General features: G+C 72.5%; 23 protein-coding genes and 3 tRNA genes. 14 read left to right on the forward strand and 12 right to left on the reverse strand.

Annotated features, from left to right (window positions below; all coding sequences use genetic code 11):
* Window positions 1-71: 71 nt before the first annotated feature.
* From ACIRF9_RS00930 to ACIRF9_RS00950, 5 genes are all read left to right on the forward strand, one after another.
* Entirely contained in the window at window positions 72-908 is an 837-nt protein-coding gene (locus ACIRF9_RS00930; protein ID WP_403814300.1) for a hypothetical protein, read from the forward strand.
* A gap of 464 nt (window positions 909-1,372) precedes the next feature.
* Window positions 1,373-2,152 (forward strand): HAD-IIA family hydrolase, encoded by a 780-nt coding sequence (locus tag ACIRF9_RS00935; RefSeq protein ID WP_403814303.1) that lies wholly within the window; start codon window positions 1,373-1,375, stop codon window positions 2,150-2,152.
* A gap of 104 nt (window positions 2,153-2,256) precedes the next feature.
* Complete coding sequence (locus tag ACIRF9_RS00940; protein WP_403814306.1) at window positions 2,257-2,853, forward strand: hypothetical protein; 597 nt, start codon at window positions 2,257-2,259, stop codon at window positions 2,851-2,853.
* A 3-nt stretch (window positions 2,854-2,856) separates the two neighbouring features.
* Entirely contained in the window at window positions 2,857-3,513 is a 657-nt protein-coding gene (locus ACIRF9_RS00945) for a class F sortase (protein ID WP_403814309.1), read from the forward strand.
* Between the two features lie 102 nt (window positions 3,514-3,615).
* Window positions 3,616-4,632: a glycoside hydrolase family 6 protein gene (locus ACIRF9_RS00950; RefSeq protein WP_403814312.1), complete on the forward strand. Its 1,017-nt coding sequence runs from the start codon at window positions 3,616-3,618 to the stop codon at window positions 4,630-4,632.
* A gap of 83 nt (window positions 4,633-4,715) precedes the next feature.
* On the opposite strand, the gene ACIRF9_RS00955 is transcribed toward ACIRF9_RS00950, so the two are convergent.
* Window positions 4,716-4,789 (reverse strand) — tRNA-Lys (locus tag ACIRF9_RS00955).
* A gap of 184 nt (window positions 4,790-4,973) precedes the next feature.
* Between ACIRF9_RS00955 and ACIRF9_RS00960 the strand changes: the two genes are divergently transcribed.
* The 6 genes from ACIRF9_RS00960 to ACIRF9_RS00985 all read left to right on the forward strand — a co-directional run bounded on the left by ACIRF9_RS00960 (window position 4,974) and on the right by ACIRF9_RS00985 (window position 11,210).
* Entirely contained in the window at window positions 4,974-6,329 is a 1,356-nt protein-coding gene (locus tag ACIRF9_RS00960) for a peptidoglycan-binding protein (protein ID WP_403814315.1), read from the forward strand.
* Between the two features lie 114 nt (window positions 6,330-6,443).
* Window positions 6,444-7,709 carry an SPFH domain-containing protein gene (locus ACIRF9_RS00965; RefSeq protein WP_403814318.1) on the forward strand — a complete coding sequence of 422 codons (1,266 nt, stop codon included), beginning with the start codon at window positions 6,444-6,446 and terminating at the stop codon, window positions 7,707-7,709.
* A 111-nt stretch (window positions 7,710-7,820) separates the two neighbouring features.
* Window positions 7,821-8,426, forward strand: a complete 606-nt coding sequence (locus ACIRF9_RS00970) for a lytic polysaccharide monooxygenase (RefSeq protein WP_403814321.1) — start codon at window positions 7,821-7,823, stop codon at window positions 8,424-8,426.
* A 97-nt stretch (window positions 8,427-8,523) separates the two neighbouring features.
* Window positions 8,524-8,946: a DUF3592 domain-containing protein gene (locus ACIRF9_RS00975; protein ID WP_403814323.1), complete on the forward strand. Its 423-nt coding sequence runs from the start codon at window positions 8,524-8,526 to the stop codon at window positions 8,944-8,946.
* Between the two features lie 109 nt (window positions 8,947-9,055).
* Window positions 9,056-9,523, forward strand: a complete 468-nt coding sequence (locus ACIRF9_RS00980) for a DUF3592 domain-containing protein (protein WP_403814326.1) — start codon at window positions 9,056-9,058, stop codon at window positions 9,521-9,523.
* Between the two features lie 34 nt (window positions 9,524-9,557).
* Window positions 9,558-11,210: an AMP-binding protein gene (locus ACIRF9_RS00985; protein WP_403814329.1), complete on the forward strand. Its 1,653-nt coding sequence runs from the start codon at window positions 9,558-9,560 to the stop codon at window positions 11,208-11,210.
* Here the strand turns inward: ACIRF9_RS00985 and ACIRF9_RS00990 are convergent.
* From ACIRF9_RS00990 to ACIRF9_RS01020, 7 genes are all read right to left on the reverse strand, one after another.
* Window positions 11,176-11,249, reverse strand: a tRNA-Lys gene (locus ACIRF9_RS00990). The two genes, ACIRF9_RS00985 and ACIRF9_RS00990, sit on opposite strands and share 35 nt — an antisense overlap.
* Window positions 11,250-11,355: 106 nt before the next feature.
* On the reverse strand, window positions 11,356-12,114 hold the full coding sequence (locus tag ACIRF9_RS00995; protein ID WP_403814332.1) for an IclR family transcriptional regulator: 759 nt from the start codon (window positions 12,112-12,114) through the stop codon (window positions 11,356-11,358).
* Window positions 12,115-12,338: 224 nt separating this feature from the next.
* A complete protein-coding gene (gene ehuA / locus ACIRF9_RS01000; RefSeq protein WP_403814334.1) occupies window positions 12,339-13,115 on the reverse strand; it encodes an ectoine/hydroxyectoine ABC transporter ATP-binding protein EhuA in 777 nt (258 codons plus the stop codon).
* Window positions 13,105-13,755, reverse strand: a complete 651-nt coding sequence (gene ehuD, locus ACIRF9_RS01005; protein WP_403814337.1) for an ectoine/hydroxyectoine ABC transporter permease subunit EhuD — start codon at window positions 13,753-13,755, stop codon at window positions 13,105-13,107. Before ehuD ends, ehuA begins: the two co-directional genes overlap by 11 nt.
* Window positions 13,752-14,396: an ectoine/hydroxyectoine ABC transporter permease subunit EhuC gene (gene ehuC, locus ACIRF9_RS01010; protein WP_403814340.1), complete on the reverse strand. Its 645-nt coding sequence runs from the start codon at window positions 14,394-14,396 to the stop codon at window positions 13,752-13,754. The genes ehuD and ehuC overlap by 4 nt, the downstream gene beginning before the upstream one ends.
* Window positions 14,393-15,298, reverse strand: a complete 906-nt coding sequence (gene ehuB / locus ACIRF9_RS01015) for an ectoine/hydroxyectoine ABC transporter substrate-binding protein EhuB (protein WP_403814343.1) — start codon at window positions 15,296-15,298, stop codon at window positions 14,393-14,395. The genes ehuC and ehuB overlap by 4 nt, the downstream gene beginning before the upstream one ends.
* Window positions 15,299-15,376: 78 nt before the next feature.
* Entirely contained in the window at window positions 15,377-16,327 is a 951-nt protein-coding gene (locus ACIRF9_RS01020; protein ID WP_403814346.1) for a D-2-hydroxyacid dehydrogenase, read from the reverse strand.
* Between the two features lie 175 nt (window positions 16,328-16,502).
* On the opposite strand from ACIRF9_RS01020, the gene ACIRF9_RS01025 reads away from it, so the two are divergent.
* The gene (locus ACIRF9_RS01025) at window positions 16,503-17,246 is read left to right on the forward strand and encodes an aspartate/glutamate racemase family protein (protein WP_403814349.1); all 744 of its coding nucleotides are present in this window, start codon (window positions 16,503-16,505) and stop codon (window positions 17,244-17,246) included.
* A gap of 173 nt (window positions 17,247-17,419) precedes the next feature.
* Window positions 17,420-18,493: an LLM class flavin-dependent oxidoreductase gene (locus ACIRF9_RS01030; protein ID WP_403816061.1), complete on the forward strand. Its 1,074-nt coding sequence runs from the start codon at window positions 17,420-17,422 to the stop codon at window positions 18,491-18,493.
* A 146-nt stretch (window positions 18,494-18,639) separates the two neighbouring features.
* Here ACIRF9_RS01030 and ACIRF9_RS01035 read toward each other — a convergent pair whose 3' ends face one another.
* Window positions 18,640-20,517, reverse strand: coding sequence for a putative bifunctional diguanylate cyclase/phosphodiesterase (locus ACIRF9_RS01035; RefSeq protein ID WP_403814352.1), 1,878 nt, complete (start codon window positions 20,515-20,517; stop codon window positions 18,640-18,642).
* Window positions 20,518-20,834: 317 nt separating this feature from the next.
* On the opposite strand from ACIRF9_RS01035, the gene ACIRF9_RS01040 reads away from it, so the two are divergent.
* Window positions 20,835-22,103 (forward strand): M6 family metalloprotease domain-containing protein, encoded by a 1,269-nt coding sequence (locus tag ACIRF9_RS01040; RefSeq protein ID WP_403814355.1) that lies wholly within the window; start codon window positions 20,835-20,837, stop codon window positions 22,101-22,103.
* 64 nt (window positions 22,104-22,167) lie between these two features.
* On the opposite strand, the gene ACIRF9_RS01045 is transcribed toward ACIRF9_RS01040, so the two are convergent.
* The 3 genes from ACIRF9_RS01045 to ACIRF9_RS01055 all read right to left on the reverse strand — a co-directional run bounded on the left by ACIRF9_RS01045 (window position 22,168) and on the right by ACIRF9_RS01055 (window position 23,320).
* A tRNA-Lys gene (locus ACIRF9_RS01045) sits at window positions 22,168-22,241 on the reverse strand.
* Window positions 22,232-22,804: a bifunctional DNA primase/polymerase gene (locus ACIRF9_RS01050; protein ID WP_403814357.1), complete on the reverse strand. Its 573-nt coding sequence runs from the start codon at window positions 22,802-22,804 to the stop codon at window positions 22,232-22,234. Before ACIRF9_RS01050 ends, ACIRF9_RS01045 begins: the two co-directional genes overlap by 10 nt.
* 144 nt (window positions 22,805-22,948) lie before the next feature.
* Window positions 22,949-23,320 (reverse strand): hypothetical protein, encoded by a 372-nt coding sequence (locus ACIRF9_RS01055; protein WP_403814360.1) that lies wholly within the window; start codon window positions 23,318-23,320, stop codon window positions 22,949-22,951.
* Between the last annotated feature and the right edge of the window lie 457 nt (window positions 23,321-23,777).

A 23,777-nucleotide genomic window follows, 5' to 3' on the forward strand; every position in this document is an offset into this window, starting at 1 on the left:
ATGGTCGTACGGAGTGTTGTCGCCGCGCACCCCGTCCACCCGGGCAAGCTCACATGACCATGCGAGTGTCCATGCCCGCCGCCCTCCGTCGCGCCGCGTCCGCCGCTGCCGTCATCGCCGCCGCGACCGCCGCGCTCCTTCCCCTGCCCGCGCACGCCGACGAGGACTCGCCCTGCGCCGGCCCGGACGCCGGCGCCTTCCCCCTCACCACCCGGCTGTACGGCGGCCCCGACTCCTACCGGGCCGGAGGCGGCTACGGCACCTGGTACCTCGACCTCACCAACACCACCGACCGCACCTGCGCCGGGATCCACCCGGTCGTCGTCCTCGTCGACGCCGAGCGCGCCCTGCGGCCCTCCCAGCCCCACCTCGACTTCTACGCGGACGGCCGGCCGCACCCGGTCCGCTTCGAACCGACCGACGAGGACGAGTTGGTCGGAGCCTTCACCGACGGTCCCGACGGGGCGGCCGGAGCCTTCCCCGGCTTCACCGTCGGCCCCCGCAAGACCCTCACCGTGAAGCTGCGCCTCGCGCTCACCTCGGACACCGCGTCCAACGACATCACCGCCAACGCGGCGGTCGTCCAGCGGCACGGCGACGACGGCGACTGGGTCGGGCAGTCGAACGACTACCGCTTCGCCGTCGAGCCCGGCTCCGGGCCCAAGCCGGATCCCCACGCCGATCCCGAGCCGCACCGGACCTCGGCCGCCGGCACGGCCACCGCCGCCACCCCCGCCCCGGAAGGCGACGCCTCGGCCTCCCCCCACGCCACCGGCGCTCCCTCCCTCGCCGACGCGGCCGCGGAGCTCGCCCGCTCCGGCCTCACCGCCGCCCCCGTCCTCCTCGCCGCCACCGCCTGCCTCCTGGCCGCCGGCGTCGCTCTCCTGCTGGCCCGCCGACGCAACTGAGCCCCGCCGGCCCCGGCCCCGTGGCTGAGCCGAGCCGCCCCGGCCGTGCGGTGGTTTCCCCGGAGTCTGCCCCGGCCGTGCGGTGGTTTCCCGGAGCCTGCCCCGGCCGCGCGGCGGTTTCCGGAGCCTGCCCCGGCCGCGCGGCGGTTTCCGGAGTCCGCCCCGGCCGCGCGGCGGTTTCCGGAGCCTGCCCCGGCCGCGCGGCGGTTTCCGGAGTCCGCCCCGGCCGCGCGGCGGTTTCCGGAGCCTGCCCCGGCCGTGCGGCGGTTTCCGGAGTCCGGTCCCGGCCGTGAGGCCGAGCCCCGTCCGTCCCAGCCGGTGGACGCCCTGATTCCGGGCATTCCCTCAAGATCGGGCGTGTGATTAGGCTGGGGCGCACGCAGCCCCGCGTGCACCGGCACAGGCGTGCGCGGCACCGCACCGCGTACCTACGCACGTACGGCGTACGGCAGGAGATCCCGCACATGGCAGAACGCAGGCCCATCGAATCGTGGCTCACCGACATGGACGGTGTGCTCATCCACGAGGGCGTCCCGATCCCCGGCGCCGACGCCTTCCTGAAGAAGCTCCGCGAGTCGGGCAAGCCCTTCCTGGTCCTCACCAACAACTCGATCTACACGCCGCGCGACCTGCACGCCCGCCTCCAGCGCATGGGCCTGGACGTGCCGATCGACAACATCTGGACCTCGGCCCTGGCCACCGCCCAGTTCCTGGACGACCAGCGGCCCGGCGGCACGGCGTACGTCATCGGCGAGGCGGGCCTGACCACCGCGCTGCACGACATCGGCTACATCCTCACCGACCACGAGCCCGACTACGTCGTCCTCGGCGAGACCCGCACCTACTCCTTCGAGGCGATGACCAAGGCCGTCCGGCTGATCAACGACGGTGCCCGTTTCATCTGCACCAACCCGGACGAGACCGGCCCCTCCACCGAGGGCCCCCTCCCGGCCACCGGGGCCGTGGCCGCGCTGATCACCAAGGCGACCGGCAAGCAGCCGTACTTCGCGGGCAAGCCGAACCCCCTGATGATGCGCACGGGCCTGAACGCGATCGGCGCCCACTCCGAGACCAGCGCGATGATCGGCGACCGCATGGACACCGACGTGCTGGCCGGCATGGAGGCCGGGATGCAGACCTTCCTGGTGCTCACCGGACTGACCCGGCCCGAGCAGGTGGAGAACTTCCCGTACCGCCCGTCGAAGGTCGTCGACTCGATCGCGGACCTCGTCGACCGGATCTGAAACCCGGTCGGCACGGGAAGCCACCCGGACGGAGCAGCGAGACCCCGCCAGAGGATGCGGATCAGGTCCCGGCGGGGGAGTCTCCAGAGAGCTGGAGGTTCACGATGAGTTCACTGAAAGTCACGTTCTGTGCGGGCGTCGCGGCCGCTGCCGCGGTGTTCGTTCCGACCGCTCATGTCTGGGGCGTGGACGGCGGGAGCGGGGGCGGCAGCGTCTCCGTGACGCCGTCGACGCCCGCGCCCGGCGCCGAGGTCACGCTGAAGGTCAGCGGCTGCGGCGGCAGGACGGCCACCGCCGCCTCGGCGGCCTTCGTCTCGGACGTCCGGCTCGTCGGTACGGACGGCACGCTCGTCGGCGAGACCCGGGTTCGCTCCTCGATCGAGGCCGGCACCTACGACGTGAAGATCAGCTGCGTCGACTTCCAGGTGAAGGGCCGGATCCAGGTCGTGGCCCAGGCACCGCCGCGGTCGGACCAGCCGTCGGCCCCCGCCACCCACGCCTCTCCCGTCGCCCCCGTGCAGGCGGGCGGTGGCGGCGCCGCGCCGCTAGCCGCCGCCGACGAGGCACGGGTGGAGGGCCCCGGCACCGCCCAGGCGGTCACCGGGCTGGTCCTGGCGGGTGTCGCCGCGGGCGTCGTCGCGTACCGCAGCACCCGCGGTGCCCGCGGGACCCGCGGTGCCCGCCGGAGCCGCAGGGGCTGAGCCATGTCCGACCGCGAACGCTCCTCCGGGCGCTTCGTCACCGGCCTGGCCTGGGCGGTGCTGCTGCTCGGGCTGTGGCTGTGGGGGCGCGAGGTGACCGACGTACGGCCGGGAATGTCCGCGCCGACCACGGGTGACGTGGCCGCCGTGGGCCGCCCGGCGGACGCCGCGCTGCCGCCCGCCGCCGAGCCGTTGGCGGCGGCGCTGCCCCAGCGCGTCGACATCCCCGAACTGGGTGTCCAGGCGCCGGTCGTCGCCCGCGGACTGGACACCCAGGGCGCGATCGACCCGCCGCCGTTCGACCAGGCGGGCGTCGTCGGCTGGTACGCGGCCGGCGCGAAACCCGGCGCCAAGGGCACCGCCCTGATGGTCGGGCACGTCGACACCCGGACCCGCCCCGCCGTCTTCTACAAGCTCAGCACCATGCGGGCGGGGGAGACGATCCGGGTGGCCCGCGACGACGGGAGGATCGCCGAGTTCACCGTCGACGACGTCGAGGTCGTCCAGCGCGACCACTTCGACGCCCGACGGGCCTACGGCAGCCGCCTGCCGGACCGCGCCGAACTGCGCCTGATCACCTGCGGCGGCACCTTCGACCGGGCGAGCGGCAGCTACACGGCGAACGTGATCGTGTCGGCGTATCTGACCGGCCGCACCTGAACCCCGACGCCCCCCGGCCCCTGCCGCTCTCGTGGGCGGCGCGTGTCCTATGTCGATGTCAGGATAAAGCGGGGTAAGTCCGTGCAGCGAAGGGGGATGCGGATGTACGTCAGGAGGGGGACCGCGGCTCTGCTGGGCGCGGCACTGCTGCTCGCGGGATGCTCCACGGGCGGCGACACCGAGGGCGGCACCGGGACCGAGGCGGCCGAGCGGACCACGACCGAGCCCGGTGGCACCCAGGAGCCCCGGGATGCCGACCCGTTCTGGGTCAACCCCGACGGCTCGGCGCCCCGTCAGGTCGCGGCGTACGAGGAAGAGGGCAAGCAGGCCGAGGCGGCGGCGATCCGCCGGATCGCCGAGCAGCCGAGCGGCCAGTGGCTCGGCCCCGAGAACCCGGAGGCGGAGGCCCGCGGCTTCACCGAGGCCGCGGCCCGGGCGGGCCGCACCCCGGTCCTCGTCCTCTACGACATCCCGCACCGCGACTGCGGCCAGTACTCCAAGGGCGGCGCGGCCGACGGCGCCGCCTACCGCGCCTGGACCGCCGCGGTGGCGCGGGGCATCGCCGACCGCCCCGCGCTCGTCGTCCTGGAACCCGACGCGCTGCTCCACCTGGTCGACGGCTGCACCCCGGCCGCCCTCCACGAGGAGCGCTACGACCTGCTGGACGGCGCGGTCACCACCCTCAAGTCCCTGAAGAACACCAGGGTCTACCTGGACGCGGGCAACGCGGGCTGGGGCCACCCCGACCGGATCGACGGGCCGCTGGAACGCGCCGGCCTCGCCCGTGCCGACGGCTTCGCCGTCAACGTCTCCAACTTCTACTCCACCGAGGACTCCCTGGCGTACGGCAAACAGCTCTCCGCCAAGGTCGGCGGCAAGCACTTCGTCATCGACACCAGCCGCAACGGCAACGGCCCCTACCGGGAGGGCGACCCGACGGAACGCTGGTGCAACCCCCCGGGCCGGGCCCTCGGCGAAACCCCGACGACCTCCACGGCCGACCCCCTCGTGGACGCCTACCTGTGGGTGAAGCGCCCGGGGCAGTCGGACGGGGAGTGCAAGGGGGGCCCGAAGGCGGGGGAGTGGTGGCCGGAGTACGCACTCGACCTCACCCGTTGACGGTCACGGCACTCTCACCCACCGCGTCTGGGTGCCGGGTGACAAGAAGGCCCCTCGCTTTCGCGAGGGGCCTTCTTGGTCGGTGCGCCGCCAGGGACTCGAACCCCGGACCCGCTGATTAAGAGTCAGCTGCTCTAACCAACTGAGCTAGCGGCGCCTGCTGACGTCGTCACTCTACAGGACCCCGAGGGGTGTGTTTGACCACCCGCTCCCGACCCCGAACCCTCCCCGGGCCCGCGTACATCATTCGGACCGTCAGCATGCGCGTCCGGAACACAGTTGAGAAACTGGCGAACGTACACAGCCGCGGACATTTCCATCTGGAGTGTGAGGGGAATCGCATGGAGACTCCGGTATTCGAGGAATTCGATCCCGCGAGTGACTGCGACTGCCCCGGATGCGTTCACCGGCGCCGGACGAGTCCCTCTTCCTCTTCCCCGGGGCATGCCCGGTTCGGTGGTCACCCCGCCGCCCACCGGACCCTGGTCGTCGCCGCCGCGACCGCCGCGGCGATCGGCGCCGGTCACGGCGTACCCGCCCTCGCCGCCCCGCAGACACCCGCCAGGCCGAGCATTCCCGCAGGTGACGAGCCCGAGACCCCGCAGGGTGGCAAGGCGCCGCTGCACGGCCCGGGCGGGAAGCCCGCACAGCCGACGGGCGTCCTCGGAACACCCGTGACGACCCGCGCGGAGATCATCCGGCGGGCCAGGGAATGGGTCGCGGCACGGGTGCCGTACAGCATGAGCGCCTTCTGGTCCGACGGTTACCGGCAGGACTGCTCGGGATTCGTCTCGATGGCCTGGCATCTGCCCGGGAACGAGTGGACGGGCACCCTCGACCAGTACGGCACGCGTATTTCCAAGGAGGAACTCCAGCCCGGCGACATTCTCCTCTTCCACAATCCCGAGGACCCCCGGAAAGGCTCGCACGTCGTCATTTTCGGCGGCTGGACGGACTACACCCACAGCTACTACATCGCCTACGAGGAGACCCGCCCGACCGCCCGCCGCCAGGCCACCCCGTACGCCTATTGGACGCATGCGGACAGCTATGTCGCCTACCGCTACAAGGGCCTCGTGGCGGGGACGGGCGCGCAGGAGCCGGTCGGTGCGGCGGGCAGGGGTGACACCCCGGGTGCCGGGCCCGGGGCGCGGGAGACGCCGTACCCCGGGCGGTCGTTCTTCGGCCCCGGCGCCGACAACCCGTACGTCACCCAACTGGGCCGGCTCCTCGTCGCGCGCGGCGCGGCCCGTTTCTACACCTCGGGGCCCGGTCCCCGCTGGTCGGACGCCGACCGCCGGGCCACCCGGGCCTTCCAGCAGGCCCAGGGCTGGCGCGACGCGGACGCGGACGGCATGCCGGGACCGCGGACATGGTGGCTGCTGGTCACGGGGAAGGGCAGGGACGTCGCGGCGACCGTGGGGCCGTTCCCCGCCGCTCCGTCCTCGCCCGCGGGTGCCCCGGCCTTCCCGGGGCGGGGCATGTTCCGTCCCGGCGCCCACAACACGTATGTCACCCAGCTGGGGAGGCAGCTGGTGCAGAAAGGGTTCGGCAGGTACTACGCCAAGGGTCCGGGACCGCGCTGGGGCGAGGCGGACCGGCGTGCCGTCGAGGCGTTCCAGCGCGCCCAGGGCTGGCGCGGCGGCGCGGCGGACGGCTACCCGGGCCCGGAGACCTGGCGCCGGCTCTTCTCGTGACCCGGCTGCTCCTCGTGACCCGGCTCTTCCCGTGACCCGACTGCTCCTCGTAACCGACTCACTGTCACCGAACGACTGTCATGGCGTATCTGGCGCGGAGGCTGGAGGCACGCAATGCACACGACCACTTCACAGACACCTGAGCCCGAGCCCCCGTCCGGACCGAGCGGACACACGTCGGCGGACGCCCCGGCCGAGGAGTCGTCCCGGTCCGCCGCGCCGGGGGAGCCGACCGTGGAGCCGGGGCCGGACGGGGTGCACGGCAGGGTGGCCGAGCAGGCGTCACGGGGCGAGGGGGGCGAGGCCGGGCAGGGGCGGCCCACGCGGCTCATCCAGGTCGAGTCGACCACCGAGATCCCCGTCCATCTGCTGTTCCGGGACGAGGCCGGGCCGCGGGCGGTGCCGGTCGGGCCGACGGTGGTGGGGAGCCGGGCGGGGACCGGGGAGCAGCCGAGGCTGCGGCGGCCGGTGGCGGCGAAGGCGCGGCCGCTCGCCGAGGTCGACCCCGCCCTGGTGGAGCGGCCCGCGCGGGTGCTGCCCGGCGCGGCCGGTGTGGTCGCCGGGGTCTGCGGGGCGGCGGGGTGCGTGGCCACCTCGTGGTGGGCGGGGGTGCTGCCGCCGCTCGTGGAGGAGGCGCTGCGGTTGCCCGCGTGGGCGGGGTCCGGGCTCGGTCCGGCGCAGTGGGCGGCGTACGCGGGCGCGGGCGCCCTGGGCCTGTTCGGCTTCGGCGGGCTGGCGCGGGGGCGGACCGGGCGGGCCTGGGTGCTCGGCCTGTTCGGCCGCTACCGGGGGACCGTCCGCCGTACCGGTCTGCTGTGGGTCAACCCCCTGCTGCTGCGCCGCCGGGTCGACGTACGGCTGCGGCACTGGCGCAGCGAGCCGATGGCGGCGGCCGACGGCAGCGGGGTCGCGCTCCGGGTGGTCGTCCTCGTGGTGTGGCGGGTGCGGGACACCGCGCGGGCCACGCTGGGCGTCGAGGACCACGAGACGTATCTGCGTGACTGCGTCGAGGCGGCGCTGGCCCGGATCCCGGTGGAGCCGCCGGGCGCGGGCCGGGGTTCGGTCGAGGCGGCGGGGGAGGTGCTGACCCGGCGGGTCGCGCGGGACGCGGGGGCGATCGGCCTGGAGGTGTACTCGGTGCAGCCGCTGCGGATCGAGTACGCCCCGGAGGTCGCCGCCGCGATGCACCGGCGCCGGATCGCCGCGCTCGACGCCCAGCACCGCGCGACCGTGCTGACCTCGGTCGTCGACTCGGTGGAGGACACGGTGACCCGGCTGACCATGCGGGGCCTGGTGGATCTCGACGACTACGAGCGCAAGGCGCTGGTGAAGGACCTGACGGTGGCGTTCGCCGCGGGGCGCGGGGAACAGGCACCGTGATTGGTCTGGACATGCCCATGAAACGGCAATAATCTCGAACTTGGTCTAGACCTGCACGGCTCTCGGGCTCATCGGCCCGAAGAACTCCCCACGTTCTCCAGGAGCGGCAGCATGCGCACAAGGACCAAGCTCTACGCCGCCGTGCTCGGGCTCACCACGGCGGGAGCCTTCGTGCTCTCCGCCGGCGGCGCCAGCAGCCACGGCTACACCGACCTCCCCATCAGTCGGCAGAAGCTCTGTCAGAACGGCACGGTGACGAACTGCGGCGACATCCAGTGGGAGCCGCAGAGCGTCGAAGGTCCGAAGGGCTTCCCGGGCTCAGGGGCGGCCGACGGACGGATCTGCTCCGCGAACAACACCCGCTTCGCCCAGCTCGACAGTCCGAAGACCCCCTCGGGCGGGGCGTGGCCGACCACCAAGGTGTCCGGCGGTCAGAGCTACACCTTCCGCTGGCAGTTCACCGCGATGCACGCCACGACCGACTTCAAGTACTACGTCACCAAGCAGGGCTGGAACCAGAACCACAACCTGGCCCGCTCCGACCTCAACCTCACCCCGTTCCTCACCGTCCCCTACAACAACCAGCGTCCGCCCGCCACCCTCTCCCACAGCGGCACCCTGCCGTCGGGTCTCAGCGGGCACCACGTGATCCTCGCGGTCTGGACGATCGCCGACACCGGCAACGCGTTCTACGCCTGTTCGGACGTCACTTTCTGAGGCACTCTCGAGTCAGGTCCACGTGCGCCGGAACCGGAATCGCCTCCGGGCCGGCGCGCGCGGGTCCCGACGACGGCATACGGGGGGTGCGTGCCGCATGGACGGCTCCGACGTCTTCGCCCTGCTGATGGTCGTCCTCTGCCTGGTGGCCGGGGGCTCCGTGGTGCACCGCGCCCTGCGGCGGCGGGCCGCCTGGAACGGACTGAGCGCGAGCGGCCGGGTGGTGCGGGCCTGGGAGACCACGGAGACGGTCGTTTCCGCGGCCCGTCGGGTGCGCTGGCACGAGTACGAGTTCACCACCCACGACGGCCGGGTCGTGCGCTTCACGGAGAGCGGCGGACCGTCCTCACGTGACGCCGGTGACGAGGTCCGTGTCCACTACACGGCCGATGCGCCGGAGCGGGCCACGGCGTCCGAGCCGCGGCACGGCAGGAATCTCGCGGGCGCGGTGCTCGGGGTGGCCTGCTTCGCCGTCGTCGGCCTCGTCGTCTGGCTGTGGGTGTCCGCGTCCGATCTCTGAGCGCCCTCTCCGATCTCTGAGCATTCCTTGAGGCGATCCGGCGCTACCGCCGGGTACGTTCCCAGCACACCGGCCGACCAGGCTGGTGCTCGGAGTTCGGGGGACCCGTATGGACATCTTCTTCTTCATCGTGCCGTCGATCATGATCGCCGGACTGCTCCTCGCGATGTACGGGGTGATCAACCGCTCCCGCCGGGCCACCCGGGCCTGGGACAGCGGTCTGACGGCCGAGGCGCGCTGTCTGCGGACGTACACCACGACCAGGACCACCAGCGGTGAGCACCACCGGGTGGTGACGACCCTGCACCACGTCTACGAGTTCACCACCAGGGAGGGCCGCACGGTCCGGTTCGAGGAGGAGGACGGCCCGGGGACGACCCTGGAGGGTGACATCGTCACCGTCTTCTACCCGGCCGACCGCCCCGAGCAGGCCACGGCCCGACCCCCGGCGCACGGGCGGCTCTTCGCCGAGTCCGGCTGTCTGCTGGTCTTCCTCGGCCTGATGATCGCCTTCTGCGTCGGCTTCATGATCACTGCCCACGCCGCGTTCTCCGTCTGGGAGGACGTCGCGCCCTAGTCATCTGACGGTGTGTCAGCTACCGTGCGCCTTCATGGAGTCCGTCGCCGAGCTCGTAGCGCAACGCTGGGACGACCACCGGCCGGGACTGTGGTGCGGGGACCCCGGCAACTCCGTCCTCACCCACCACGAGGTCGCGGCCGGGGCCGCCGCCCGGGCCGCGCTCCTCGACGACCTGCTGCCGCCGGGCGGCCCGCCGCACCTCGGGGTGCTGCTGGACAACACCGCCGAGTTCCCGCTGTGGCTGTCCGCCGCCGCGCTCGCCGGTGCGGCGGTCGCCGGGATCAACCCCACCCGCCGGGGCCCTGAGCTGGCCCGGGACATCCTGCACACCGAATGCCGGCTGCTGATCACCGAGCGCACCCACCTCGGCCTCCTCGCCGGCCTCGACCTCCCCGGGGTCCGCGTCCTGGTGACGGACACGGAGGAGTACGCGGCCCTGCTCGCGCCGTACGCCTCCGCCCGCCCCGACCCGTCCCGGGCCGGCCCCGCCGACCGGCTCCTTCTCTACTTCACCTCGGGGTCGACCGGCGCCCCCAAGGCCGCGATCTGCACCCAGGGCCGGCTGGCGGCGGCGGGGCGGTCGCTGGCAGCGCAGTTCTCCGTCACGCCGGACGACGTGCACTACGTCTGCATGCCGATGTTCCACGGCAACGCCGTGATCGCCGACTGGGCGCCCGCGCTGGCGGCCGGGGCGGGCGTGGCGCTGCGACGGCGCTTCTCGGCCTCCGGCTTCCTGGCGGACGTACGGCGCCACCGGGCGACGTACTTCACCTATGTCGGCCGTGCGATCCAGTACCTGCTGGCCACCGAGCCGGGCCCCGCCGACCGGGACCACCGGCTGCGGCTCGGCTTCGGGACGGAGGCGGGGGTGGTGGACGCGACCGCCTTCGAGCGGCGGTTCGGGGTGCCGCTGGTGGAGGGGTACGGCTCCTCGGAGGGCGGCGCGGCCGTGCAGTGGACGCCGGGGACACCGGCGGGGGCGGTGGGGCGGGCGGGGCCCGGGCTCGCCGTACTGGATCAGGAGACGGGGGTGGAGTGTCCCCCGGCCGTCCTCGACGCCGCCGGGCGGCTGCTGAACGGGGACGAGGCGATCGGTGAGCTGGTCAATCGCGGGCCCAACCCCTTCGAGGGGTACTGGCGCAATCCCGCGGCGGAGGCCGAGCGGCGCCGGGACGGTCTGTACTGGACCGGCGATCTCTTCTACCGCGATCCCGACGGCTACCTCTACTTCGCCGGCCGCACCGACGACCGTCTGCGGGTCGACAGCGAGAACCTGGCCGCCGCGATGATCGAGAACATCCTCGCCCGGTACGAGGGCGCGGACGCCGTCGCCGTCTACGCGGTCCCCGATCCGGTGACCGGGGACCAGGTGATGGCGGCGATCGCCGGCGACTTCGAGCCGGAGGCCTTCGCCGCGTTCCTGCGCGCCCAGCCGGACCTGGGGACGAAGATGGCGCCCCGGTTCGTGCGGGTGGTGGAGCGGATGCCCGTCACCGCCACCAACAAGATCCATCGGGCGCTGCTGAGGAGGGAGGGGGTGCGCTGTGCCGATCCGGTGTGGTGGCGGCCACCGGGGGAGTCCGGCTACCGCAGGCTCGTGGAAGGGGAAGCCGAAGGGCCCCTCGTGTCCACGAGGGGCCCTTCTTCGGTGCGCCGCCAGGGACTCGAACCCCGGACCCGCTGATTAAGAGTCAGCTGCTCTAACCAACTGAGCTAGCGGCGCATGACTCTCGCCCTCCGCACTTCGGCGGCCGGCGACAGAGAAAATACTACCTGGTCCCCAGGGGTGCTTCCGACCACCGCCGGGCCGTGATCCAAGCGGCAGGTTCTCAGATCGCGAGGGACAGCAGCACCGGTGCCGCGTTCCTGTTCAGTGCGTCGGCGGCCTGGCGGAGGCGGTGGGCGTGGGCGACGGGCAGGGACAGGGCGAGGCAGCCGACGGCGGAGCCGGCGGTGATCGGGACGGCCGCGCAGACCGTGCCGACCGCGTACTCCTGGAGGTCGAGGTGCGGGACCGTGGGCGGCTGGGACTCCAGGCGGGAGAGCAGCAGCCGGTCGCTGGTGATGGTGCGCGAGGTGAGGCGGGCCATCTTGTGCCGGGAGAGGTGGTCCCGCCGGCCGTTGTGGTCGAGCTGGCCGAGCAGGCTCTTGCCGAGCGCGGTGGCGTGCGCCGAGGAGCGGAAGTCGACCCACTCGTGGACGGCGGGGGTGGCGGGGCTGTCGGCGTACTGGGCGATGGTGACCTCGCCGTCGACGTACCGGCTGACGTAGACGGCGGCGCCGATCGAGTCGCGCAGCCGGTCGAGCGTGCGCTGGAGCTGGTCGCGCAGGGCCTGCTGGTGTTCATGGGCGGAGCCCAGGCGGGTCAGTGCCTCACCCGTGACGTACGCCCCGTCGGCCACCTGCTCGACGTAGCCCTCGCGGCGCAGCATGCGCAGGAGCGTGGTCAGCCGCTCCGTGCCCAGGCCGGTCTGCCGTGCGAGCTCGGCGTCGGTGACACCGGTGGAGTGCCGGGCCACTGTCTCCAGGACGCGCAGGGCGTCCTGGGCCGAGTGGTACGGCGCGGTCGGCTCGTGCTTCAGCGCCACGGTGTTCCCCCCTGGTCGCTTTCTCTGGCCGTGAGTCATGATCCGTAAAGCATGATCGGTGATCCTGGCAGCGAATCATCTCCACGATAATGGCCAAGGCGGCGGATGGGAGGGGTTGTTGGCGAGAATGTGGTGCACCTTTGGTGCCCTCAACTGCGGTACTGACCCTCTGGCATATGCCGCAGTCATTCCCCGCCGCCGCGACCCGGTCCGGACCTGCCGCCTTACAGCACCGCGCTCAGAAACTCCCGGGTCCGCTCCTCCTCCGGAGCGCTGAAGATCTTCTCCGGGGGACCCGCCTCGACGACCCGCCCCTGGTCGAACATCAGTACCTGGTCGGAGATGTCCCGGGCGAAGTTCATCTCATGGGTCACACAGAGCATCGTGATGTCGGTGGTGCGGGCGATGTCCCTGAGGACGTCGAGGACTCCCGCGACCAGCTCGGGGTCCAGGGCCGAGGTCACCTCGTCGAGGAGCAGGATCTGCGGCCGCATCGCCAGGGCCCGCGCGATCGCCACCCGCTGTTGCTGCCCGCCCGACAGCCGGGACGGCTTCGCGTCGCACTTGTCGGCCAGCCCCACCAGCTCCAGCAGCCCGCGCGCCCGCTCCTCAGCCTCGTCCCTCGACAGACCGAGCACGGTCACCGGCGCCTCGGTGACGTTTCTGAGCACGCTCATGTTCGGGAACAGGTTGAACTGCTGGAACACCATCCCGATCTTCTTGCGGACCTCGCGGACCTGCTTCGGCGGCGCCGGGAACAGCCGCTGCCCGTCCACGGTGATCGTGCCCTCGTCGGGCCTGGTCAGCGTCATCAGCAGCCGCAGGATGGTGGTCTTGCCGGAGCCGGAGGGCCCGATCAGCGTGACGTGCCGGCCCGGCTCCACGGAGAAGTCCAGGTGATCGAGGACGGTGTGGTCGCCGAACCGCTTGGTGACCCGCTCCAGCCGGATCAGCTCGGTGGTCTGCTGCTTCTTCAGGGTGGGGGTGGTGTCAACGGACAAGGCGACGCTCCAGGGTGCGCAGAAAGAGGGAGGCGAGGTAGGAGATGACGACGAAGGCCACGCCGATCACCGTCAGGGGCTCGGTGAACCGGAAGTGCTGCTGGGAGAAGAGCCGCGCCCGGCCGAGCATCTCCAGCACGGTGATCGCCATCAGCAGCGGCGTGTCCTTGAGCATCGCGATCACGTAGTTGCCGAGCGCCGGCACGACCCGGCGGACCGCCTGCGGCAGGATCACCGCCCGCCAGGTCCGGCCCCTCGGCAGGTTCAGCGCGGTCGCCGCCTCCCACTGCCCGACGGGCACCGCGTCGATACCGGCCCGGTAGACCTGCATCGTGTACGTCGAGTAGTGCAGGCCGATCGCCACGACCCCGGTGGTCATCGCGGAGAGGGTCAGCCCCCACTCGGGCAGCACATAGAAGAGGAAGAACAGCTGCACCAGCAGCGGGGTGTCGCGGACGAACTCCGTGACGATCCCCACCGGCCACTGCACCCACCGCGTAGGCATCCGCATCAGCAGCGCCCACCCGAGCCCCAGCGTGAACGAGATCAGCGACCCGAGGGCCAGCGCCTGGAGGGTGACGAGGGTCCCCTCCCAGAACAACGGCATGAAGTCGCTCACGGCACTCCAGTCCCAGTTCATCGGACACCCGCCTTCAACCGGTGCTCAAGACCTCGCATCAGCCGCGTCAGCAGGAACGCGATGACGAAGTAGATGAGCAGGACGTACGTGTAGATCTCCGCGCTCTCCTGGAGCGCGAGCCGGACCAGGTTGCCGCTGAAGGCCAGGTCGCCCATGCCCATGACCGACACCAGGGCGGTGCCCTTGAGCAGCTCGATCAGCAGGTTGGAGAACGGCGGGATCATCTCCGGCACCGCCTGCGGCAGCAGGATCTTCCGCATCCGCTGCCCCGGGGTGAAGCCGAGCGCGACCCCGCCCTCGCGCTGCGCCGGATCCACGGCACCGAGCGCCCCGCGCACGATCTCCGCGCCGTACGCCCCGTAGGTCAGCCCGAGCGCGAGGGTGCCCGCCCACATCGGCACCAGCTGCCAGCCGAAGGCGGGCGGCAGCACGAAGAACACCCAGAAGATCATCACCAGCGCGGAGGTACCGCGGAACACCTCGGTGTAGAAGCCGGCGAGGAAGCGGACGATCCACAGGCGGTGGGTGCGCGCGATCCCCACGGCGAAGGCCACGACGGCCCCCAGCAGGGCGCTGAAGACGAGGAGTTGGAGGGTGGTCCAGATCCCCTTGAGGACGAGTTCCCAGAGTCCCGAGGTCATCCGCCGCAGAGCTCCTTCGCGGTCAGGTCCGTCATCTCGGCCTTCGTGAACCCGAAGGGCCGAAGAATCCGGAACAGTTCGCCGCTCTTCCTGAGCTTGTGCAGTTCGGCGTTGAAGGCGTCCCGGAGCTTCGTCTCGGTGAGCCGGAAGGCGAAGGCGCCCCCGTCCACGGTCGGCTTGCCGTCGACGACGGCCGGGAAGGGCTTGGTCGCCTCCGCCGTGCGGGACTTTTTCACCACGTCCCGGGCGGTGACGGCCGTACCGGCGAACGCGTCGACCCGCCCGGCCTCCACGGCGTTCAGGCCGGCGACCTGGTCGGGCACGATCAGGATGTCGCGCTCCTTGTAGCCCGCCGCCACGGCGTGCTCGATCTGCGCGTACCCGGTGCCGGTGGCGAACTTCGCCTTCTTCGTGACGACGTCCCGGTAGTCGTGCAGCCCCTTGGGATTGCCCTTGCGTACGACGAACGAGTCGAGCATCTGGTAGTCCGGGTCGGCGAACAGGACCTGCGCGCAGCGCTCGGGGGTGACGTACATCCCGGCGGCCACGACGTCGAACTGCTGGGAGTTCAGCCCGGGTATCAGCGACCCGAACTCGGTGGGCACGGGCTGCACCCGGTCCACCCCGAGCCGCTTGAAGATCGCCTTCGCCAGCTCGGGTGCCTCTCCGGTGAGCCGCCCGTCCGTGTCGATGTACCCGAAGGGGATCTCACCCGCGATGCCGAGCCATACGACCCCGGCGGCGCGGAGCCGGTCGAGGAGGTCGCCGCCGTCCGTGGTGGACGCCGTGGCCACCCGCGAACAGCCCGCGGCGCCCAGCGCGCCGAGCGCCGCCACCCCCGCGAGCAGCGACCGACGGGTGGGGTTGTCGTGGTGTGTGGGTTGTCTGTTCGGTGGAGCCATGGCCGCGCGGCTACCCGGGTCCACACGAGGTATGCGGGGGCGTCCTGTGAGGGGAGTGTGTGGGCAGGCGCGGGGTTCTCAGCGGCCGGGGACGTATCCGCGCTGCTTGTCGACCACGTTCTTCAGCGGTCTCCCCGCCGCCCACCGCTCGAACAGCTCCACGAACTGCGCACCGAGTTCGTCGTGCCGGCCGACCGTGTCGCCGCCCAGGTGCGGGGACACGAGCAGGCCCGGGACCCGCCACAACGGGCTGTCGGGCGGCAGGGGTTCGGTGGCGAACACGTCCAGGGCGGCGCCCGCGATCCAGCGGCTGCGCAACGCCCGTACGAGTGCCTCCTCGACGACCAGACCGCCGCGGCCGACGTTCACGAAACGGGCGGACGGCTGCATCACGCCGAACCGGCGGGTGTCGAACATGCCGTACGTCTGCCCGGTCAGCGGGGCGGCCGCGATCACCCAGTCGGCGCGGGCGAGGAGGCGGTCCAGGTCCTCGGGGCCGTGGATACCGGTGTGCGGGACGCGGCCGACGATCGCCGTGGTGACGCCGAGCGCCTTGAGGGTGCGGGTGATCGCCCGGCCGACCGGGCCCGAGCCGACGACCACGGCCCGGGTGCCCGCCACCCGCTGGGTCTCCCGGGGGCGCCACTCGCCCCGCCCCTGGAACTCCCAGGTGCGCGGCAGGTCCTTCGCCATCGCCAGGACCAGCGCGGCGACGTACTCGGCGACCGGCTCGTCGAAGATGCCGCGCGCGTTCGTCACCACCGTGTCGGACGCGGCCAGCTCCGGGCTGAGCACATGGTCCACGCCGGCGCTCGCCGTGTGCACCCAGCGCGGCCTCGGCCCCTCGCCCGGCCAGGCGGCGCGCACCGCGTGCGAGGTGGTGTCCCACACCAGCAGGACGTCGGCCTCCGGAAGGAGTTCGCCGAGGGAGGAGCCGTCGGCGTGCAGCACCCGGACCCGGCCCGTGAGACGGCCGAGGCGGGGGAGGGGCTCGGCGTCGAGGACGAGAAGCGTGGGAACGGCGGCCATCCGGTGCCTTTTCCGTGACCAAGGGCCTGACGTGCGCGGACGGAACACGGTCGCACCCCGGCCCACGGCCGTCAACACGTCCGGACCGCCAACCAGGTGAGGATGCGGCCGGTGGGCTGCGCCGGCTGGGTACCCGGGTACTGCCGGAAGAACAGCAGCAGCAGGAAGGCTGGCCATGACCGCACTCGGATTCCTCCACCCGGGCCACTCGGCCGAGGACGACTACCCCCGTATCGAGCAGCTCCTGGGCAGCGACATCCGGGTGGACCTCGTCCGCGCGGACCCCGGGACGGACCTCGCCGAGGACGCGCACCAGGACGACGCGCTGCTGCGGCTGGGCGCCCCGCACCGGGTCGCGGCGGGCGTCGAACAACTGCGGCTGTCGGGCGCCGAGGCCATCGTCTGGGCCTCCACCAGCGGCAGCTTCGGCTACGGCTGGGAGGGCGCCCACGACCAGGTGCGCACCCTGGCCACGACCGCCGGGATGCCGGCCTCCTCCACCTCCTTCGCCTTCGTGCACGCGGCCCGGGAACTGGAGGTGGCGCGGGTCGCCGTGGGAGCGACGTACCCGCGGGACACGGCCGGTCTGTTCGCGGAGTTCCTGCGCGCGGGCGGTGTGGAGGTGACCGCGCTGCACAGCGCCGGGACCGCCACGCCGGCCGAGGCCGGCGCCTGGGGCGAGGCGGAGGTGCTCGCCCTCGCCCGGGCGGCCGACGACGCCGGCGCCGAGGCGGTCCTGCTGCCCGACACCGCCCTGCACACCGTCGCCTGCGTCCCGGCCCTGGAGAAGGAGCTCGGCAAGCCCGTCCTCACCGCCAACCAGGTGACGGTCTGGGAGGCGCTGCGGCTCACGGGCCGGCGGGTGAACGCGCCGGGACTGGGGGCGCTGTTCACCCGGGAGCCGATCGTGCAGGTGTGAGCGGCACGGGAATAAACGGGGACACCCTCCTGTTAGCGGTGCGAGGACAGCGCACGCCCAGACCAGGAGGACCCGTGGCAGACGAGTTGGCGGACGAGACGACGGCCGGGGCGACGGCCGGCGGGGCCGCGCAGGACCGGGCGGCGGCGCAGGACCGGGCGGCCGCGGACGGGATACGGGGTACCGCTCACGGCACCGCCCCCACCCCCCTCTCCGTCCTCGACCTGGTCACCGTCGGCTCCGGCCGCACCGCCACCGACGCCCTGCGCACCAGCGTCGACCTCGCCCGGTTCGCCGAGACCCGCGGCTTCCACCGCTACTGGGTCGCCGAGCACCACTCGATGCCGGGTGTCGCCTCCTCCTCACCCGCGGTGATCCTCGCCCACCTCGCCGCCCACACGGACCGCATCCGGCTCGGCTCGGGCGGCGTCATGCTGCCCAACCACGCGCCCCTCGTCATCGCCGAGCAGTTCGGCACCCTGGAGGCGCTCGCCCCGGCCCGCGTCGACCTGGGCCTGGGCCGCGCCCCCGGCACCGACGGGGCCACCGCCGCCGCCCTGCGCCGCACCGAGACCCTGCACGAGGGCGCCGACGACTTCCCCGAGCAGCTCGCCGAGCTGACCCGGTTCCTGGACGACGACTTCCCCGACGGGCACCCCTACCGCCGGATCCACGCCGTGCCCGGCCCGGTCCAGGCGACCTCACCCGGTGGCGTCCAGTCCCGGCACCGCCCGCCGATCTGGCTGCTGGGCTCCTCCGGCTTCTCCGCCCGCCTGGCCGGACTCCTCGGCCTGCCGTTCGCCTTCGCGCACCACTTCTCCGCGCAGAACACCGTCCCGGCGCTCGATCTGTACCGGCAGTCGTTCCGCCCGTCCGAGGTGCTCGCCGAGCCGTACGCCCTGATCGGGGTCTCCGTGCTGGCCGCCGACGACGAGCGCGAGGCCCGCCGCCAAGTCCTCGCCACCGGCCTGAACATGGTCCGGCTGCGCACCGGCCGGCCCGGTCTGTTCCCCTCCCCTCAGGAGGCGGAGGCGCACCGATTCACCGAACTGGAGCGGGAGTTCGTCGACTCCTGGACGGCGAACATCGTCCACGGCGCCGCCGACGAGGTCCGCACCGGCCTCGACGACCTGCACAAGCGCACCGGCGCCGACGAACTGATGCTCACCAGCCACGCCCACCGCGGCGAACTACGCCTGCGCTCCTACGAACTCGTCGCGGACGCGTACGGGTTGCCTACGGCCTGAGGGGGCGCGTGCCGGAGGTGTTGCCGGCCGGTGTGCATGGCGGACCGCGCGGCCGGGTGTTGTCGGTCGGCGCCCAGGGGGTGTCTTGTGGATTGGGCCGGCTCGAGTGACGGTGCCTTTCGCCGGCAAGATCCCCAAGACACCTCCTAGGGGTTGGCGACCGCCGCGCGGTCCTGGCGGTCCGGGTCGGAGGCGCGTAGTTCGGAGATACGATCCGGCGACACCGCGCGGGAGTACAGCCACCCCTGTCCGGTGTCGCAGCCGATGCTGCGCAGCCGGTTGGCCTGGGCGGCGGTCTCCACGCACTCGGCGGTGACGGTCAGCCCGAGCCGGTGGGCGAGGTCGATCATCGCCTCGACGACGACCTCGTCGGCCGGGTTCGGCGCCGCGCCGGTGCCCTCGTACTGGAAGCCGCGCACGAACGACCCGTCCAGCTTGAGCACCGACACCGGCAGCCGGCTCAGATAGGCGAGGTTGGAGTAGCCGGTGCCGAAGTCGTCGATGGCGATGTGCACGCCCATGTCGCTGAGGGCCTGAAGGGCCTGGAGCGGGCGGCCGGCCGAGCCCATGACGGCCGACTCGGTGAGCTCCAGCTGGAGCAGGTGCGGCGGCAGCCCGGTCTCGGCGAGGATCTCCGCCACGTCCGCCACCAGGTCGGAGTCCCACACCTGACGGACCGCCACGTTGACGCTGACGAACAGCGGCGGCTCGTCCGGGCGGTCCAGCTGCCAGGCGCGGGCCTGACGGCAGGCGGTGGCCAGAATCCACCGGCCGAGCGGGACGATGGAGCCGTCCTCCTCCGCCAGCGCGACGAACCGATTCGGCGGCAGCGAGCCGAACCGGGGGTGGTCCCAGCGCACCAGCGCCTCCACTCCGCGCAGCCGCCCGTCCGCCATGCCGACCAGCGGCTGGTACTCCAGACGGAACTCACCGCGCTCGATGGCGGGCCGGAGGGTGGAGGCGAGGGCCTGGCTGGTCATCAGATGCGCGTTGCGCTCCGGGTCGAACAGCGTCCAGCGGTCCTTGCCGTCCACCTTCGCCCAGTACAGCGTGGTGTCGGCGGCCTGCATCAGGCCGGTCGCGGTGGTCCCGGCCGCGTGCCGTTCGACGACCCCGATCGACGCGGAGACGTTCATCCGCTGCCCGGAGAGGTCGAAGGGCGCCTGAAGTGCCTTCAGTACGGACTCCGCGAGGTCCGCTAGCTGCTCGGTGCCGGTGGAGTCCTCCACCAGCAGGGCGAACTCGTCGCCGCCGAGTCTCGCCACCAGCGGCACGCTCGGCCGGTTCTGCCCGGCCTCCTTCGCGCAGTCCGTCAGCCGCTCGGCGACGGCGGCGAGCAGCCGGTCCCCGACGCGGTGGCCGAGGGTGTCGTTGACCGCCTTGAAGCCGTCCAGGTCCAGGTAGCACAGGCCGATCCGGCCGGTACCGCTCTGCTCGTACGACTCCGCCTCCAGGGCGGCCGACACCCGCTCGAAGAACAGCGTGCGGTTGGGCAGCCGGGTCACCGGGTCGTGCATCTGCAGATGCCGCAGCCTCGCCTCGAGGTCCCGGCGGTCGCTGACGTCGGCGACCGACAGCAGGACGCCCGGGGTGCCGTCGTCGAGCGGGGACACGGTGACCTGCGCCCACAGCGAGCGCCCGTCGGGGTGCTTGAGCCGCCGGGTGCAGCGCAGTTTCGCCTGCCGGCCGCGCAGCACCTCGCGGTAGGCGTGCCAGGTGCGGGCGTCGGAGGCGAGGTCCAGCAGATCGGCGGCGACCCGCCCGACCAGACTCGCACCGTCACCGCCGAGCAGCTCCCCGAGCGCCCGGTTGGCGTCCACGACCTGTCCCTCGCGATCCACGAGAGCCATGGCCAGGGGCGCCGCCCCGAAGACGGACCGGTAGGCAGGGGGGTCGGCGACGCGGGCGGGCGGACCGGCCCTTTCCGAACCGTCCGCACAAGTAGCTGCCTGACTGTCACGCTCCGTGACGGCGGACCGCTCGAGGTCTGCCGCGGGCGTCGGCCCTTCGGACGTTCCGCTCACCGCTCGCTCCCGCAGTGCACTCGATCGCTGTCCTGGCAGGAAAGTGTGCCGATCATAGATGCTGCCCCCGGAGTTGCGCAGCCACTGCCCAGTGTCCCGGAACACCCCACCCTCCTGACAGATCGTTTCTGCCCGCAGGTGGACAGGTTCTGCGGGCCCCCGACCGCTTGTGACGGTCCGTGAGAATTCCGGGGGTGTCGGGATTGATGCCCGCTTTCTTCCTCCTCACTCTTCTGGGGCAGGCAAACAGGGCGTAGTGGGACGAAATCACACAGGCTGGGGGCGGTGTCCCGTGAACCGCACCCCGGAGGTCCGACGTGCCGCGACTGTTCCCGCGCCCCCGACTGCGCAGCACCGCGGCCATGTGCACCACCCTGTCGGCGCTCGCCGCGATCTCCCTGGGCACCGGCCCCTCGATCGCCGAACCCTTCTCCGCCGCGCCCTGCGCCCTGCAGCGCACCGACGCCCACCACTCCGAGGGCCTCGACACCTGGAACACCGCCTACCCCCGCCCCACCCGCACCCTCGACGCCGTGATGGTCTTCCTGTCCTTCCCGGACTGGACCCCGATGACCTCCCCCGCCGAACTGGCCGCCGACCACTTCCCGGCCACCAGTCGCTTCTTCCAGCAGGCCTCCTACGGCAAGTTCGACCTGCGCGCGCACCCCGTGCGGCACTGGATCCGCATGCCGAAGCCGTCCACCGCGTACGCCATACAGCGCGACTGGAACGCCGAGCGCCGTGCCGCCTATCTGCACGACGCGCTCGCCGCGGCCGACGCCGAGGTCGACTTCTCCCGCTACGACGTCGTCTACTTCGTCGCCGACCCGGACGCGCCCGGCGTGGACTCGGACGCCACGAAGGTCGTCAACCTGGACGCGCCCCTGCACGCCGACGACACGGACATCCGCCGCGTCGTCACCGTCTTCGAGAAGCATCCCCCGGACCGCCTGGTCCTGGCCCACGAGACCGGCCATGTGTTCGACCTGCCCGACCTCTACCACCGCCCGGTCGACGGCAAGGGCGACTGGGACACGTACGTCGGCGACTGGGACCTGATGGGCAGCCAGTTCGGACTCGCCCCCGACCTCTTCGCCTGGCACAAGTGGAAGCTGGGCTGGCTGGGACCCCGCCAGGTGGTCTGCGTCCAGAGCGCGGGGCCGACGCGGCTCACCCTGGAACCACTCGGCGCCGGCCCGGGCGTCGCCGTCACCGGCGCCTCCGGCGCACCCGCCTTCGGCCTGGGCAACGGCACCAAACTGGCCGTGGTCCGCACCGGCGCCGACACCGCGCTCGCCTTCGAGGCGCGCGGCCCCGTCGGCAACGACCACGCGGCCTGCCGCTCCGGCATCCTCGTCTACCGCATCAGCGGCGACGCCCAGTCCGGCCGCGGCCCGGTCGAGGTGATCGACGCGCACCCCCACACCGAGGCCTGCTGGGAATCCTCCGTCTACCCCGCCCTCGCCGACGCCCCGGTCGCCCTCGGGGAGACCTTCACGGTCCCGGGCGACGGCGTACGGGTGGAGGCGGAGAACCGCACCCCCTCGGGTGCCTGGACCGTGAAGATCACCGTGCCCAGGGTCTAGCCCAGGGTCTGGATCGGGGGCATGCGAAAGGCCCCCCGCTTCCGCGAGGGGCCTCTGCCGTCTGTGCGCCGCCAGGGACTCGAACCCCGGACCCGCTGATTAAGAGTCAGCTGCTCTAACCAACTGAGCTAGCGGCGCCTGCTGACGTCGTAGACCTTAGCATCCTGATCCTGGGGAGGAAAAATCGATATCCGCACCGCCGCGCGGGCCGCCCGGACGGCCGCCCAGAGCAGCACCTCGGGGCCCGGCAGCCAGGGGTGACGGCAGTCCGGGGCGACCACCCAGCGGGTGGGGCCGAGCTCCTGGGCCGGGGCGAGCGCGGGCACGGTCACCGCGTCCCCGGTGCCGTGGCACAGCAGCGGCGGCACGGATCCCGTACGGCCGTCCCGCCGGCCGTGGGCGTCCCACTCCTCCCACTCCAGCAGCGAGGGCAGCCGCTGTGCCGTGCCGGGCGCGGCGAACAGCAGCATCCGGCCCCGGAACGCCGCCACCGGCCCCGAGCCCGGGCCCTCGCCCCACAGCCGGTCCAGCATCAGCCGTCCGAACACCGCCGGCGCGCTGACGATGTCGAACACGGAGCCACAGGGCAGCACGACCGGGGCGTCCGGTCGCTCGTCCCAGAGGGCGAGGGTGCTGCGCGGATACGTTCCGGCGGAGGCCAGCCAGAGGGCGCCGTCCGTGGTGACACATGCGCTGCTCATGCCGACAGGTCTACCGGCTGTGAAGGGGCGATTCCCCAGAGTTGCGGAAAAGCGGGACAGGGAATCGGAGCACCGAGTATCGTGCCCGCGCACTTGGCATATGCCCCCCGCGCCCGCGTGCCCCGGTCGGGACCTTTCCTCTCCTCAGACGGGGTCGGCGTGCCCCCGGCTGCCCTCCACGTCCCCCCGCAGCAGATCCCGCCCGAACTCGACCATCTTCTTCGCGTAGTCCTCGGTCCACTCGGCCCGCTCGGCGATGTCCGCGGGTGTCAGCCGGTCGAACCGGCGTGGATCGGCGAGCTGCGCCGCCGCGATCGCCTGGAACTCCACCGCCCGGTCGGCCGCCGCCTGGAACGCCACCGTCAGCTCCGTCGCCCGCGCCAGCAGCGCGCCCGGGTCGTCGATCGACTCCAGATCGAAGAAGTGCTCCGGATCACCGGCAGCCTCCGCCGGCTCGAAGAGCAGGGGCGCGGGGCGTAGCCGCGGTTCGTTCCGACGCGGCGTGGGCTCCGCCATGTCTTGTCCTCCTCGTACGGTTCGGATGCGGACCACCTTCCATTGTCCCCCGGCGGCGCAAGAGGCCCTCGGGCCCGAACTATCAAGGCTTCCAGGACACGCGGTGTTCCCGTGACCTCATGGCTTCCAGCTCACTCGGTGCTCCGCCAGATGCGCCGGCACCGCGTGATTCGCCTCCCAGCCGTCCGGGCTGTGTTCGTCGGCCGCCTCCGGCGGCGTGCCGGACTCCGTCCGGCGGGGAGGGCGTGAAGGTGGGGCTGTGTCTGGGGGGCACCTTTCATGGTTTCCAGCTCACTTGGTGCTCCGCCAGATGCGCCGGCACCGCGTGATTCGCCTCCCAGCCGTCCGGGCTGTGTTCGTCGGCCGCCTCCGGCGGCGTGCCGGACTCCGTCCGGCGGGGAGGGCGTGAAGGTGGGGCTGTGTCTGGGGGGCACCTTTCATGGTTTCCAGCTCACTT

The organism is Streptomyces sp. NPDC096132 (assembly GCF_044763345.1).
Classification (GTDB): domain Bacteria; phylum Actinomycetota; class Actinomycetes; order Streptomycetales; family Streptomycetaceae; genus Streptomyces.